This is a genomic window from Thiohalobacter sp. (assembly GCF_027000115.1).
GTDB lineage: Bacteria > Pseudomonadota > Gammaproteobacteria > Thiohalobacterales > Thiohalobacteraceae > JALTON01.
The window spans coordinates 55,522-70,025 of record NZ_JALTON010000061.1; the positions used below are offsets into that span (position 1 = coordinate 55,522).

At 67.6% G+C, this 14,504-nt stretch carries 13 protein-coding genes; 8 read left to right on the forward strand and 5 right to left on the reverse strand.

What is annotated here, in order from left to right; all coding sequences use genetic code 11:
- Positions 1-4: 4 nt before the first annotated feature.
- The 4 genes from MVF76_RS12720 to MVF76_RS12735 are packed head-to-tail and all read right to left on the reverse strand — an operon-like array spanning position 5 to position 6,948.
- The gene (locus tag MVF76_RS12720) at positions 5-3,244 is read right to left on the reverse strand and encodes a hypothetical protein (protein WP_297529717.1); all 3,240 of its coding nucleotides are present in this window, start codon (positions 3,242-3,244) and stop codon (positions 5-7) included.
- On the reverse strand, positions 3,241-4,614 hold the full coding sequence (locus MVF76_RS12725) for a hypothetical protein (protein ID WP_297529719.1): 1,374 nt from the start codon (positions 4,612-4,614) through the stop codon (positions 3,241-3,243). Before MVF76_RS12725 ends, MVF76_RS12720 begins: the two co-directional genes overlap by 4 nt.
- Positions 4,611-5,834, reverse strand: coding sequence for a hypothetical protein (locus tag MVF76_RS12730; RefSeq protein ID WP_297529721.1), 1,224 nt, complete (start codon positions 5,832-5,834; stop codon positions 4,611-4,613). The genes MVF76_RS12725 and MVF76_RS12730 overlap by 4 nt, the downstream gene beginning before the upstream one ends.
- Positions 5,821-6,948 (reverse strand): hypothetical protein, encoded by a 1,128-nt coding sequence (locus tag MVF76_RS12735; protein WP_297529723.1) that lies wholly within the window; start codon positions 6,946-6,948, stop codon positions 5,821-5,823. Before MVF76_RS12735 ends, MVF76_RS12730 begins: the two co-directional genes overlap by 14 nt.
- Before the next feature lie 144 nt (positions 6,949-7,092).
- Here MVF76_RS12735 and MVF76_RS12740 point away from each other — a divergent pair, with 144 nt between their 5' ends.
- From MVF76_RS12740 to MVF76_RS12765, 6 genes are all read left to right on the forward strand, one after another.
- Positions 7,093-8,100 carry a sulfotransferase gene (locus tag MVF76_RS12740; RefSeq protein ID WP_297529725.1) on the forward strand — a complete coding sequence of 336 codons (1,008 nt, stop codon included), beginning with the start codon at positions 7,093-7,095 and terminating at the stop codon, positions 8,098-8,100.
- Between the two features lie 11 nt (positions 8,101-8,111).
- Positions 8,112-8,879 (forward strand): S1C family serine protease, encoded by a 768-nt coding sequence (locus MVF76_RS12745; protein ID WP_297529727.1) that lies wholly within the window; start codon positions 8,112-8,114, stop codon positions 8,877-8,879.
- 205 nt (positions 8,880-9,084) lie between these two features.
- Positions 9,085-9,729 (forward strand): hypothetical protein, encoded by a 645-nt coding sequence (locus MVF76_RS12750; protein ID WP_297529729.1) that lies wholly within the window; start codon positions 9,085-9,087, stop codon positions 9,727-9,729.
- A gap of 87 nt (positions 9,730-9,816) precedes the next feature.
- Positions 9,817-10,125 (forward strand): HPr-rel-A system PqqD family peptide chaperone, encoded by a 309-nt coding sequence (locus MVF76_RS12755; RefSeq protein WP_297529731.1) that lies wholly within the window; start codon positions 9,817-9,819, stop codon positions 10,123-10,125.
- Positions 10,122-11,051 carry an HprK-related kinase A gene (locus MVF76_RS12760; RefSeq protein WP_297529733.1) on the forward strand — a complete coding sequence of 310 codons (930 nt, stop codon included), beginning with the start codon at positions 10,122-10,124 and terminating at the stop codon, positions 11,049-11,051. Before MVF76_RS12755 ends, MVF76_RS12760 begins: the two co-directional genes overlap by 4 nt.
- Positions 11,048-12,130: a nucleotidyltransferase domain-containing protein gene (locus MVF76_RS12765; protein ID WP_297529735.1), complete on the forward strand. Its 1,083-nt coding sequence runs from the start codon at positions 11,048-11,050 to the stop codon at positions 12,128-12,130. Before MVF76_RS12760 ends, MVF76_RS12765 begins: the two co-directional genes overlap by 4 nt.
- Positions 12,131-12,151: 21 nt before the next feature.
- On the opposite strand, the gene galE is transcribed toward MVF76_RS12765, so the two are convergent.
- The gene (galE, locus tag MVF76_RS12770) at positions 12,152-13,150 is read right to left on the reverse strand and encodes a UDP-glucose 4-epimerase GalE (RefSeq protein WP_297529736.1); all 999 of its coding nucleotides are present in this window, start codon (positions 13,148-13,150) and stop codon (positions 12,152-12,154) included.
- Between the two features lie 144 nt (positions 13,151-13,294).
- Between galE and MVF76_RS12775 the strand changes: the two genes are divergently transcribed.
- A complete protein-coding gene (locus MVF76_RS12775; protein ID WP_297529738.1) occupies positions 13,295-14,059 on the forward strand; it encodes a hypothetical protein in 765 nt (254 codons plus the stop codon).
- Complete coding sequence (gene mrtJ, locus MVF76_RS12780; RefSeq protein ID WP_297529740.1) at positions 14,052-14,498, forward strand: JDVT-CTERM system glutamic-type intramembrane protease MrtJ; 447 nt, start codon at positions 14,052-14,054, stop codon at positions 14,496-14,498. The genes MVF76_RS12775 and mrtJ overlap by 8 nt, the downstream gene beginning before the upstream one ends.
- The last annotated feature ends 6 nt before the right edge of the window (positions 14,499-14,504 follow it).

Sequence of the window (14,504 nt, forward strand, 5' to 3'; positions counted from 1 at the left end):
GTGCTCAGCGCCACTCGAACTCGACGACATTGGACAGTGCACTCAGGTTACGGTCCGAATCCCAGCTGCACAAGGCGATGTACCAGGTTCCGGGCGGCAACTCGGCCAGCGGCTGGTCCCGGTCCAGCCCGAACCAGGTGTGCGGCCGGATGTGGGTGAGGCGAAAGCGTTCGCGGGTCCCGGCCGGACCGGGCAGGGGTTCGCCGGCGACATGCTCCGCCATCCAGAAGGCGTTCACCCGATGCCAGTCGGGATGGGCGCGGGGCTGGTCCGGGTCCTCGCCCTGCACGCTCTTCGGGTCGATCTCGTAGCGGTCCTTGCGGCGCCGGCGTTTTTTCTGGTCACCCAGAACCTGGTTTTCTACCTCGGCCACGATGCGGGCCTTGGCAGCGGCACGATCCGGATGATCGGTGGGTGCCCAGGCCACGATGGGCTTGCGGCTGATCTTCACGAAATAACGGCTGGCGCGACCGCTCGGGCCATCATCCGCGGGACTGGTCCAGGTCAGGGTAACGCCGTTGTCGGTCACGGCCTCGACAGCGAGATCGGTGACGTGTTCGGGTGGCCGATGGCTGCGTTTCGGCCGCACCTTCTGTTCCCAGGCCAGCGTCTGTGTGAACCAGCTCGGACTTTGGTTGCGAAACTGCTCGAAGGCGCGGTAGCGATCCAGCAGTGCCTGCCAGCCGCTGTAGTGGAACAGCACCGGCCACATCTGTACGTGGCGGTCGTGACGCTGAGGGTTCAGGGCGCGCGGCCCGATGCCGAGCAGGGCATTGGGCATGTGAGTGATCTGGTTGACCATGGCAAGGCGGGGATAGAAGATCACGTGATGGGCGAAATAGTCGCCCTGACCCCAGAGCCCGTCGAGGATGCGCTCGTCGTCGTAATGCTTGTAGGCCTCGTGCAGGGCCAGCGTGCCCTGCGCCTCCATCCAGGTCTTGGCCCAGGAGGTGTAAATCTCCTCGTCAGCTCGCAACAGATCCAGGTCGACATGGTTGCTGACCCGCCGGGCGAGCGAATCCGGCAGAATGCGGAGCAGTGCCCCGGGCGCCACATCCCAGCGGGTCAACTGACCGTGCCGGTGGCGCAGCAGCGCCAGCATGCGCCGCAGTTGCCAGCGGGCATAGAGATCCATGACCGGGCTGCCGGTGGCCTGCAGTCCGGCGAGATTCGTATAGAGCATCCAGCTGTAGACACGGGCATAGTGCCCCCGGCGCATGGCCTCGGGATCCCGCTCGAACAGGGTCACATCGTCGAGCGGCCGCGTCTCGCCGCGGAACAGGTGGCGGTGCTGAAAATTCAGATCCCAGTTGACGAAGCCATGGATGCTGTCCAGCGCGCGCCGGTCGCCGGTGAGATAGTAGTACTCGAAGATCTGGAACAGCGCATAGTGTTCATGGTCGGGCAGCCACTTGTAGCGATTGAAGTAGCTGGTCCCGCCGAGCCGTGGCCCCTGTTCCGGCTGCGCCTTCGGACCGAGGCCCCAGAGGCGGAAGTCCTTGGGTCCGAAGGCGGTGAGCCGGTTCCAGGCGGCGAGTTGCCGATCCAGAGCCTTCAGTCGTTCCGCGCCCTCGCCGAAGCGCAGCCGATTGTCGCGGTAATGCCAGCCGGGGTTGTGCGAGATCAACCAGCGGCTGGTCGCCAGATCGTGCTCGAACTCGATCGGGTCACCGCTCGCGAGCGCGTCCAGCCAGGCCGAGTTGAGGCTCTCGTGATGGCCGCCGGAATTGTAGCCGCGCGCATTGCCGAAGCGGCGATAACCCGCCAGTTCCGGGACCCAGTGGCCATCCTGTGCGCGACGTTTGCGCAGGCGGACATCGCTGGCTTCGGGGCTGAACTCGAAGTACCAGACCTCGCTGTCCGCGTACCAGGCATTGGGTGCGCGCGCGAACAGCGGATATTCGAACGCCAGCGCATAACGATGCGCGGCCTCCGGATCCATGGGGCCGTCGGAGAGGAACAAGAGCAGGTCGTTCAGGGTGCGTTCGCCAAAATCCAGGTCATAGGGTTCCGGCGCCGCGGGATCACGGGCATGGAAGGCGGCCGCCAGGCGGCCATTGCGCAGACGCAGTGCACGCGGTCCCTCCTGCCAGATATAGCGCAGGGTCACGCCTACGCTGCCCCGGGCAGAGCGGGCAAGCAGATACCGCAGCGGACGATCCGACGCCCGGGTGCCGCCGTCCGCGGTCAGGACCAGCTGGCCGGGCCGGGCAAATTGCTTGCGGCCCTGACGGACCTCGCGCGGCATGCCCTGCAGCGCCTCGAGGTCGCGTGCGACCAGGGTCACGGCCTCCTCTCCGCGCCCGACGACCGCTTCCACTGTATCTCCCAGCGCCAGCGGCAGCTCCAGGCGCGCCTCGCTGAACGGATACATCCATTGCGGCTGGCGCGGTTCGGAATTCTCCAGAGAGGATTCGATGCGCACCAGGGGGCTGTTGGCGTGAACATGGAGGCGCGTGGTGTGGCGATAGAAGCCGGGCAGTGGCGGGCTGCCGTCGCGCGGCAGGAAGTCGCCTTCCAGGCGCACGACCAGATGCAGCGGCCCTTGCTGCTCGATTTCCAGGTTCTCGACCCGGGCCCGGTAGTCACGGGCGGGGATGCTCGCGCGTTCCTCGCTGACATCACGGCTCCAGCCGTGGGTATTCCAGGACTTGCCGGTGAAATGCCGGAAACGGTCGACAGCCTGACCGGTGAGCACCAGTCCGCCGTCGGGGGCGGTGTCCAGCAGTGCCCTGCCACGATAGCGGATCCGTCCCGGAGAAACGCCCTGGCCGGGTTCCAGGTCCAGTTGCAGCAGCCCGTTGTCGATCGTCAGCCCCTTGGCGGTGCGGCTGACCCGGATGCCGGGCCGCAGGGGGGTACCGTCGCCGGCATTGTCGAGGAACAGCCGCTTGCGTTCGTGGGCCGCGATGTCGAGTTGACAGTCCAGCAGCAGCCAGCGCACCGAATCGTCGCGGGCCGCGTGGCGGCTCAGGACATGAAATTCGCAGGGAACCGCCCGGCCCTGTTCATCCGTAACCCGCAGACGGTCGGTCCTGTCCAGCACGCCGGGCGGGAAGGGCACGCCGCTGGTGAAGGGCCAGCGCTCCCGGTCGACTCCGGCGGTCTCGCGGACCTCCAGCGGCAGGCGGAAGTGCCGGCCGTCCCAGTCGTAGTCGGCGCGGTCGCGACGCAATGCGGCCTGCGTCGCCGTGACCGCCAGCAGCAGACAGACGAGCAAGGGGATACGGGCGCGCAGGGTCACGGAACTGCCCCCCGGATCAGCCTGGCCTGGATCAGCCGGTCGGCCCCCCTGCGTTGCTCGAACACCAGCAGCGCAGTCTTGCCGCGCCCCGCCAGGACGGGGTGTGATGGCAAGGCCTCGCCCTGGTGCAGGACCGGCCAGTCGCCGTCCACGAGCAGGCGACGGCCTTCCCGGTCGATAAAGTTGCCGATGATGCGCCGGGCATGAATCGATCCGGCGCGGCTGTCTCCGACTGCTGCGACCAGAAAACCTGCACCGAACGCAGTGGCGGCCACCGGTCCTTCCATGCCCAGCGCGGCCCGGAACAGGCTGAAGACCCGGCTCGGATCCCAGCCGGCGCCGAATTTGCGCGGCTCCGTGTTCGGATTCGGCAGGAAGGCGAGCCGATCAGCGGGAAGGATTGCACCGGACACATGGCTGTTGCCGCGGTTGATGATGCTGCGCCCGGTCAGGAGCACGCGGTCCCCGTTCCGCGCCAGGCCGCCTTCGTTCCTTGCCAGGCCGTTCGACGGCGCGGCGCTGACAGCCGTTGCCACCAGCCGGTCCCCGCGCAGTTCCAGCCGTGCCACGCGGCGGGTGATGCCGCCGCGATTCCCGGGCGCCCAGTTGGCCTCGTCGTGCCAGGTCAGGAACCAGGCGCCACCCTCCGGGTCGGTCTCGATCACCTCCGCGCGTCCCCCCGTGAGCACGAGGGCATCCTGCTGGCCCGCGCGCAGCGGCTGGCGCCCCGTGCCCCAGCCCGGTGTGTAGCCATGCCAGTCGGCGGCATCGGGTGCCTGATTGAGGACGGGGCCCAGAAACCGCACCTTGCCGGCAGGAGGCACCAGCGCCGCATGCAGCCGATAGAAACCGTGGTCATCGGTTTGCTGCCAGACCACCAGGAAACCGCGCCTTCCCGCCGTTGCCGCCACCGGGAGCGCGGCATTCGCAGAGCCGGTCGCCAGGACCAATCCGCACCCGGGATGCGGCTCGCCGCCGGCATCCAGCCGCGCGGCATAGACATCCCAGTCGTGCCCATTGCGGAAGTCCTGCCAGACCACCAGTCCCTGACGGCCGTTGCTCGCCAGCCGGGGGTGTTCCTGACTGCCGGCGGCATCGCACAGGGTCGTCACCGGCCGGCGCGGATTCGCGCTCGCATCCAGAACCTGGAGTTCGAGGCCGGCACCCGGGCCGCCCGCGTGATCCTGCCCCCTTTGCCAGACCACGACATAACCCTCATGCAGGGCAACGACGTCCGGGCTGTAATGCAACCCCCGGGGGGCGCCCAGGGTGACGGGTGCGGAGACGGACACCAGGGGAGGCGCCGCGCCGATGCCGGCCGGGAGCAACCCCAGCAGCAGGGACAGCAGCCGGACCTTCTGCATACTCATCGGGAGGGTGCTCTCGCTCGCTCAAGACGGTAGATTCGCGTGGGCAGCAGCCCGACACCGGCATGGTACTGGGTCATGCCGCGCCAGGGATAGAGAAGGCCGTAAAGGCCGCCGCGGCGGTCGTTGCCGAGGAGGTGGCAGTTCATGAACACGGTCAGCTTTCCATGTGGCCGGAGCTGGCCGTCGATGCCGGGCTCGAACAGTGCCGGACCGCGGCTGCGATTGGGGTGTACGCTGGCATGGTCCCAGCGCCCGTTTCGCATCAGAGTGGCGGTGAATGCCGCCATGTCGAACGGGATCCTGCGGATGTCGTATTCGTCGCCACCGGACAGGTAGAGCGCCGGGGCCTGCATGTCCATGGCCAGGCCGGAGGGCGTGTTGATGTAGGCCTGCAGGGGCGTGGTATCGCCGAGTTCGAGCGGCTTGCGCCGGCCGACCACCCTGCCGGCGACGTGGGTGGCGCGGCCGTCCTGCACACGAATCACGACGTCCGGGCTCCGGGACATGAAATAGACCCGGCCTGCTGCATCGGTGCCGCCATGCACAATATGCAGGGTTGGTGGTTTGCCCGGACGGTGCGCGGTGCTCTCCGGCCAGTCGGCGACCCGGGTGATGCGCGAGCCGTCGGGCGAAACCCGGTAGGCTGCGTGATAGCTGCCCACCCAAAGATACCCGCTGCCATCCACGGCAATGCCCACTGCCGAGGGCAGCAGGAAGTCCCGGGGCCGGGCGCTTTCGCCCAGGCGCAGCCGGGTGTTGCCCCCGCCGACCCAGCTCTCGGTGAACCAGCCCCGGTCGGTGCGATAAAGCCGTCGAATGCGGTTGTTGCCGTCGTCGAAGACGAATACCTGGTCGTCACCGCAGGTCATGTCGAAGGCGCCCAGGTAGCCACCGTGCCCCAGCCGGAATTCGGCCGATTCGCCTGGTCCTTCGTGATAGCCGGGGCGACCGCTGCCGGCGACGTGCCGGCGCAGGCCATCGGGCTGGATGATGTCGATCCAGTGCTCGCCGGCGATGAAACGGTTGCCTTGCCCATCCTCGCATACCACCAGCCCGCCACCACCGGAAGCCGCAGCCGGACCGGTTTCGGGGCCGCCTCCGAGGGGCTGGGTGAAAGGGGCGAGCACCCAGCGCTCGTCCGGCGGCTCGGGGGTCGCCGTGGCCAGCGGCAGCCAGAGCAGCGCACACAGCAGGAAGGCAGCGCGATCAGTGCTGTGCATGGGCCGCGGCGGGATCGACCCGCAGGGCGAGGATCCGTACCGGGTGCCGCCAGTTGCCGGTCACGAGCAGCACGGCATCCAGGCCGGGATCGTAGGTCATCATGAAATTCATCTCCTGCGGCGGCAGCTCGGCCCCGCGAAGCCGAATGTAGCGGTCGGCGTCCGGGTCATAGAGGAAGGTCAGGCTGCGCCTCGGCTTCTCGACCAGCTTGCGGCGGCCGTTGGGCTTCAGCACCGTGGCGTTGTCGTCGATGACCAGCACGTACAGACCGGCGCGGCTGGCGAAGGCGGCCGGGATGTGCTGGTCGTGGGGCGCGGCATCGCCGCCCGGGGTGCGGCGTTCCCAGCGGCCGTCGGTGGCCGGCGCCGACCCGGGGTGATAGATCCAGACCTCGTTGGTGAGCCGGGAGTGCCCGAACAGGGCGAACTGCCGACGGCGGTCGTCATGGACCAGGGTGGAATGGCCGATGGGCGGTGGCTTGTCGCCGACCTTGCGCCAGCCGCCGTGCTCCGGGTCGGGTTCCCACAGGCCGAAGCGGCCCAGCACCGCAATGGAGCGCGCACTGTCCCAGGCCGAAACCGCATTGAAGAGGCGCGGCGTATTCGCGGTCGGCGGATCGAACTGCCAGCGCAGAGTGCGCAGGTCGAAACGCCACACGGGATTGCTGCGGTAAGGGTGCTTCTTGCCCTTCGGATTGTGGCCCGGATCGGCAGCCACGATCAGCTGGTCGTGGACGGGGTCATAGACCAGCCCGTCGTAGGTGTGCATGGCCCAGGGCCGGGGCGCGCCGGGCTCGCCGGCCACCGGCACACCGTCGGCAGTGACGCGGTAACTGGCCGGCCTGGAAGGTGGGCCGTCCAGCCGGTGCCAGCGGCCGTCGGCGAGATCGCAGGCCCAGACGCTGTTGTCCCAGTGCCGGCCGTGGGTATCGGAACCGAATACCAGCAGGCGCCGGCGGCGGCTGTCGTAGGCCAGCCCCGCGTGCTGCGGGCGCTTGAAGCCGTTGGCCTCGGTCGGCAGCGGGGTCCAGCGATTGGCCGGCAACGGCTCTGCCGCACCGCTCGGCGCGGGAGTCACGGACATCAGCAGGAACAACAGCAGTGGACGCAACATCCCTCCGATCCCTTGTCTCGGCGCGCTCCATGCGAACGGCCGCAGTCTAGCACAGGGCGGTGATGCGCAAGCGGCTTGTGATGGTGCAAGCCTGCCGCTTATGCTGGCGGTCCCGCGTCGCGCATGCAGTGGAAGTTCCGCCCCATGTCAGAGCCCGAGTCCCGCCTCGTCGTCATCGCCGGCTCAGGCCGTTCCGGTACGACCTTCCTGGCCAAGCTCTTCGACAGCTCGCCGGAGGTACTCTACCGGCACGAGCCCGACTCCGTGCTGCGGCGGCCCGAGATTCCCTTCCATCCCGACGCGGGGGATGTCGAGGCCCATGCCGATGCCATGCGCGACTATCTCGGGGCGCTGATGGCCGCCAACCAGGCCCGCTGCGCGGCAACCACGCCGACCTTCCCGAAGTCGTTTCGCTCGCCGGCCGGAAACTGGCTGCATCGGGCCCTGGTCTATGGCAGCAAGCTGCCGCCATGGGGAAAGGATCCGGCGTTGCGCGTCCCGGATTGCCTGCGGATGCCGCCGCCGGTGACCGTCATCAAGACCGTCGATTCGCTGTGCCGGCTGCGGCTGATGGCGCGTGCCCGTCCCGATGCCCGTTTCCTGCACATTGTTCGGCATCCCTGCGCGGTGGCCGCTTCGGTGGCGGAAGGCCATCGCCTGGGACTGATGAAGGGGGGTGCCTTTCTGGATGCCGTGTTCGCCATGCCCGAGGCGGCGGGCTACCCCTTCGACAAGGCGGACATCGCAGCGCGTTCACCGGCGGAGCAGGTGGCCTTCAAGTGGATGGTGCAGAACGACAAGACCCATGCGGAGATGGCCGGTGGTGACAGCTACCGACTGGTGTCCTACGAGCGGTTGTGCGTGACTCTGCGCGCCGAGCTGACCGCCCTGTTCGCGCATGCCGGCGTGGCCGGGAACCCGCAGACGGATCGATTTCTCGATCGGCTGGAACAGACGCGCAGCGCAGGCAGGCGCTACTTCAGCGTGGTGCGCAACCCGCGCTCCGGGCTGTTCAAGTGGCGCCAGCGGTTGCCGGCGGGAACGGTCGCGGCCATAGAGGCCATGGTGCAGCACTCGGCGGTCGGGCGCCTGTGTCTGGCGGCCGCGGCAGAGGCCGAGCGGGCGGTTGACGCGTCCGCGGGCTGCTCGTGAGAATGGCCGCCATGAAGATGCGGTGGGTGGTGGCGATTCTGGCACTGCTGATGCTCTCGGTGCCGGTGCCTTCGGTGGTCCAGGCCGGCTACCCGGAAGCCATTGAGCGCGCTCGCCCCGCGGTCGTGGGTGTGGGTACACTGCAGCCCACCCGTCGGCCGCCGGCGCTGTTCCGGGGCACGGGCTTCGTGGTCGGCGACGGACGCACGGTGCTCACCAATGTGCACGTGCTGCCCGAAAGCCTCAATGAACGGAAGCGTGAGACTCTGGTGGTCTTCTCCGGCCGCGGAGCGGATTCGCGTATGCACGCCGCTCGGGTGCTGGCGCGCGATCCGGACCACGACGTGGCGGTGCTGGCCATCGAGGGCGGGCCGTTGCCGGTTCTGCCGCTGGGTGACTCGGAGCGGGTGCGGGAGGGCGACCTGTTTCTGATCACGGGCTTCCCCATCGGCACCGTGCTGGGCCTGTTCCCGGTGACCCACCGGGCCATGGTGTCGGCGATCTCGCCGATCGCGATTCCGGCCGGAAGCGCCCGCCAGCTCAACGGCCGCCGCCTCAAGCAGCTGCGCGACCCCTTTCCGGTATTCCAGCTCGACGCCGTGGCCTATCCCGGCAACAGCGGTTCCCCCTTGTACGATCCGGAAACCGGCCGGGTGGTGGGTATTCTCAACATGGTCTTCGTCAAGGAATCCAAGGAAAACATCCTCAGCCGGCCCAGCGGCATCGCCTATGCCATCCCCATACGGCATGCGCGCAGGTTGCTGGAGGGACTGCGCTGATGTCAGGAATTTTTACATACCTTGTCCGTCGGCAGTGCGTGCCCTTGAACGCAGGTGGTGCAACATGCGGATAAAACTGATAGTTTTGTCAACAGGCACGGCTTGTGCATCCCGAATGGGGAAAAGGACTCAGCGAAGCGCGGCGACCGGAAGGTCGTTCGCGGCGTTGTAAAATTCACGAACACCGCAGAGATCGGGAAACGACATGACGGACAAGAAGACACCGGAGCACCCGACCCAGGACCAGGCCGCGAGCACCGAGCGTGGTGCCGGCGGGACGACCCGTCGCCGCCTGATCAAGACAGCGGTCGTTGCGGCCCCTGTCATGCTGACCGTCGCCAGCCGGCCGGCACTGGCGGGATCCAAGTGCACCCTGTCCGGCATGATGTCCGGCAACATGTCCGGCCCGGAGGAAATCTGCGAAGGGTGCACGCCCGGCTACTGGCGCCAGCAGCAGCATTTCGGAAGCTGGACCAGCCCCTACAGCCCGACCGATCCCAAGACCCTGTGGACGGACGTGTTCCCGGCCTTCCCGGGCATGCCCGCTGACCTCACCCTGATCGATGCCCTCTGCCTGAAAGGCGGCAACTACAATGCCCTGGCGCGCCATGCCACGGCCGCCTTGCTCAACGGGGCCTACAACCGCGCCAACCCCGGTGGCCTGAACTTCGGTTATACGGACCAGGATATCATCGATCTCTATACCGCCGACTACCTCACCGATGTCGAGGGCCTCAAGAACGCCTTCGCCCAGCTCAACGAGCGTTTCTGCCCGCTGGGTAACGATCCGGGCGATGGCGGCGGTACCGGCCCCGGCTGCACCAAGACCACGGGGAAACCGACATATTAGAAACAACCGCGTTCGCCGGGCATCAATCATTCCGCCCGGCGGCGGCGTGCCTGATGCCGACCTGGTACATGCTTCGGGGGCAAGCTGGTGACATCGCGGCCACATTCCGCACTCGATCGTTTCGACCGCTGGACCGCACGCGATCTGCCCCTGCATATCTACCGTCATGACGAGGAATGGGTCTGCTTCCAGGCCCGTTCCGGTGACACCCATCTGTTCGATCTGCTGCCCGGGACCCTGCTGGAGCTGCTGCGCGAGGGCGCTTTCAGCAGCGGTGAACTGGCCCGCGAACTCAGGGCGCGCTTCGATTTCGAGGAAGGTTTCGATCTCGCCGAATACATCGACGAGGTGCTGTGGAAGTTCGAGCAGCATGCACTGATCCGGCCGGTCACATGAAGGTTCGCGACCTGTCCCCGGACGGATTGCGTGATCGGCTGGCCCATGGCGCCCTGGTGCTGCCCATCGGCCCCTTCCGGATCGCCGTCACCACCAGGCTGCCCGATGTCGCGGAGGCTATCGGACGCCTGTATGCCGATTATCCGCTGCTGCCTTCCGGTGAATTCGTGGACTTCCCGGTGGCCGTTGCTGCACCTGGCGGCGTGCGTCGCTGGCTGCGGCCGCAGGTTCAGTTTCTGTTCGATGGTCTCGCACCCTTTCGCCCCCTGCCACGCGCCCAGGCCTATCCGGCGCTGGAGTGGGGGTTGAACTGGTGCCTGGCCCAGCACACGGCCCGCTACCTGGTGCTGCATGCGGCGGTCATCGAGCGCGACGGCCAGGCGGTGATCCTCCCCGGACCGCCGGGGTCGGGCAAGAGCACCCTGTGTGCCGGCCTGGTCGAGCGCGGCTGGCGACTGCTGTCGGACGAGCTCACCCTGCTGCGGATGGACGATGGCCGTATCGATCCGGTGCCGCGCCCGGTGAGTCTCAAGAACGAATCCATCGAGGTCGTCCGGCGCTTCTCGCCGGAGGCGGTCATCGGCCCCGCCTGCGCCGATACCCTCAAGGGCACCGTGGCCCATCTGAAGCCGCGGCGCGAGGCCATCGATCGCATGGCCGAACCGGCGGAGGCCGCGCATGTGGTCGTGCCGGTGTACGCGGCGGGGCAGCCGGCGCGCTTCAGGCCCCGGTCGCGGGCGCACACCCTGCTGCACCTGATCGACAACGCCTTCAACTTCAATCTCCACGGGGTCGCCGGATTCGAGCGTGCCTGTGCGCTGATCGATGCGGTCAGCTGCCAGGAGTTCCACTACGGCCGTCTCGAAGACGCCCTGGTGGCCTTCGATCGCCTGTGCCAGGGCGAGGCGGAGGCGAGGGCGTCATGAGGGTGCAGCGCCCCTTGCTGCTGGAGGCGTTGCTGTCGCCGGAGAAGGCGGCCGCGCTGGAGCCCGCCGGCTGGGACCTGCTCGTTCGCCAGGCGCGGCGCGCAGGCCTGCTGGCACGACTGGCGAGCGTGCTGGAGGCGGCCGGCATCCCGGTGCCGCCCGAGCCTGCGGCTCATCTGCAGTGGGGCGAGGCGGCTGCGAGGCACCACGCCCAGGTCATCCGCTGGGAAGTGGATCGCATCCTGCTCGCACTCGCCGAGCTGGACATCCCGGTGCTGCTGCTCAAGGGCACGGCCTATCTCATGGCCGAGCTGCCTGTGGCCGAGGGCCGGGTGTTCTCCGACGTGGACATCCTGGTGCCCAGGGCGTCACTGGCCGCGGTCGAGCGCGCGCTGTTCTTCGCCGGCTATGTAAGCAACCACTCAGACCCCTACGATCAGCGTTATTACCGGACCTGGATGCACGAGTTGCCGCCGCTGGCGCATGCCAAACGGCGCACCCTGCTGGACGTTCATCACAACATCGTCCCGGACACGGCTCGGACACCGGTTGCCGTCGCTCCGCTGTGGCAGGAATCACTGCCGCTGGCATTGCCGGATGACACGGCGCATGGTGTGGATGTGCGCGTGCTCCAGCCGGCGGACATGGTGCTGCACAGCGCAGTACACCTGTTCAACGAGGGCGAGTTCGGGCATGGCCTGCGGGATCTGCTGGACATGGATGGCCTGCTGAGGCATTTCAGCGCGGAAGACAGTGACTTTTACGTCCGGCTCGGGGAGCGGGCGCGCGTGCTCGGCCTGGAACGACCGCTGTACTATGCCATGCGCTATCGGGAACGGCTGCTGGGCCGCGCGCCGCCGGCGTCCTTGCGTCTGGCGCTGGACAAGTCGGCACCCTTTGCCCTCGGGGTGCTCGACAGCCTGTTCGACAGGGCCCTGCTGCCCGAGCACGAGAGCTGCAGCGATGCCCGCAGTCCGCTGGCGCGCTGGCTGCTCTACGTGCGGGGGCACTATCTGCGCATGCCGCTGCACCTGCTCATCCCCCACCTGGCGCGCAAGGCGGTGCGCGGGGAGACCTGAGGGCCTGCCGGGGTCCTGGCCTCAGCCATAGGCCTCGCCGCGCGCCAGCTTCTTCTCCCATTCCAGCGAGGTACGCACGATCAGGTCCAGGTCATCGTATTTCGGCGCCCAGCCAAGCAGTGCGCGGGCCTTGTCGGCCCGGGCGATGAGAATGGGGGGATCACCGGGACGACGCGGTGCCTCCTCGACGGCAAGGGGGTGGCCGGCGACTCGTTCGACGGCCTCGATCACCTCGCGCACGCTGTAGCCATGGCCATAGCCGCAGTTGAGCGTCACCGACTCGCCGCCGCCGCGCAGGTGATCCAGTGCCTTGAGATGCGCCTCGGCAAGATCCTCGACATGGATATAGTCGCGCACGCCGGTACCATCCGGCGTGGGATAGTCGGTGCCGAACACGTACAGCTTCTCGCGCCGACCGGTGGCCACCTCACAGGCGACCTTGATCAGCAGGGTGGCGCGCGGCGTGGACTGGCCGATGCTGCCGTCGGGGCTGCAACCGGCGACATTGAAATAGCGCAAGGCCACATGGCGCAGCGGCGTGGCCCGGCTGAGGTCGCGCAGCATCCATTCGCTCATCAGCTTTGAGGCACCGTAGGCATTGATGGGCGCGGTCGGGCTCTGCTCGTCGCAGTAGTCGCCCTCGGGGATGCCGTAGACGGCGGCGGTGGAGGAAAAGATGAAATGCTTCACGCCCGCGTCCTGGCAGCAGGCCAGCAAGTTGCGGGTATGGCAGGTGTTGTTGCCGTAATACTTGAGCGGATTCTCCACTGACTCCGGGACCACGGTATGGGCCGCGAAATGCAGCACCGACTCGATCCCGTGCTCGGCCAGCAGTCGGGATACCAGTTCCGGGTCGCCTGTGTCGCCGATCACCAGTTCGGCGCCGGAAACCGCCTCCCTGAAACCCGTGGACAGGTTGTCCAGAACCACCACGCGCTCGCCGCGTGTCACCAGCTGCCGGACCACGTGGCTGCCGATGTAGCCGGCGCCGCCAGTGACCAGTATGCCCCCTGAAGACATGCCTCGATCCTCGTTGTGTCATGCAGTCGCGCTGCATCATAGCATGGGGGAGGATGTCCATGGCTTGCCTGCCTTGGTGCAACAGGCTGGCTTGGCTACAATGCCAGCGGGCCGGCAACCCGGGACCGGTCGCGGGGAGAGGTCATGCGTATCGGATGGATGTTGTTGATGCTGCTGCTGGCAGCGGCCAGCCAGGCGGGCGATCCGCCGCTGGCCCACCAGGGTCGGGTGCAGCCGCTGTCGGCCTGGATCGAGGCCTACGAGCGCTGTCTGGCGCGGCAGGAATATGTGCCGCCGCGTGGCGAGTACGAGAGCCGGGCCGAGTACGAGGCCCGGCTGGCCCGCCTGCACACGGGCTGCGCTGCCGAGGAAGTACTCGACGGGGTCGAGGTCGAGTTCCCCGTATTCCTGGAATACGATCCCGACGAGGAACGCTTCAGTTTTCAGTTTCCCGATGCCGACAGCTTCCGGGTCGACTATCGACCGCTGGTGCGTGATGACTTTCCGCAGCGGCTCGGCAAGCTGCTGGAGGACGAGTGGCACGTGGATGCGCCCACCCCGCGGGCGGTGGTGTACAAGGAATGCCGGCCGCGCAAGCTGCGCATCAACACCGCCTGGTTCGAGCGCGCCGTACCCTATCGCGCGGGACCCTGGCGCGGTTGTTCCACGGCCTACGAGCGTGGCGAGGAATACGGCTGGGAACGCGATCGCAGCGAGTTTCGGGTGGTCGACCTGACGCTTTACGCCTATACGCCCATTCCGCGGGCCCGCGTCCTGCGCGACCAGGAATCGCAGCTTTACTACCGCATACGTGGCCGGCTGACAGTCGACGATCGCGTGCTGCATGCGGAGCAGGCGGCCATCGTCAATCGCGCGCGCGGCGAGGTCCTGCTGCAGATTGGTGACTGATCGCCCCAGCCCGGGTCGCGATCCCTGGCTGCTGGCGGCCTGGCTGGCGCCCTTGCCCCTGTGGGGCATGGGCGTGTTTTGGCTGAATCCCGCTATCGATCCGCTGTGGCCGCTGCACCGGCCGCGGGAGCTGCTGTTCCTGGTGGTGTTCTATCCGGTGGTGGAGGAATGGCTGTTCCGTGGCCTGCTGCAGGGCTGGCTGCTGGAACGTCCGACACTCGCGCGTGCCTGGCATGGCTGGACGGGGGGCAACCTGATCACCGCGCTGATCTTTACCGCGCTTCACTTTCTCACGCATCCGCCGTTGGCGGCCGCGGCCGTGCTGGCACCCGCACTGGTATTCGGTTTCTTTCGTGACCGGTACGGGACGCTGCGCTGGCCGATGCTGCTGCACGGCTGGTACAACCTGGGTTATTTCTGGATCTTCGCCTCGGGCTGAAACGGC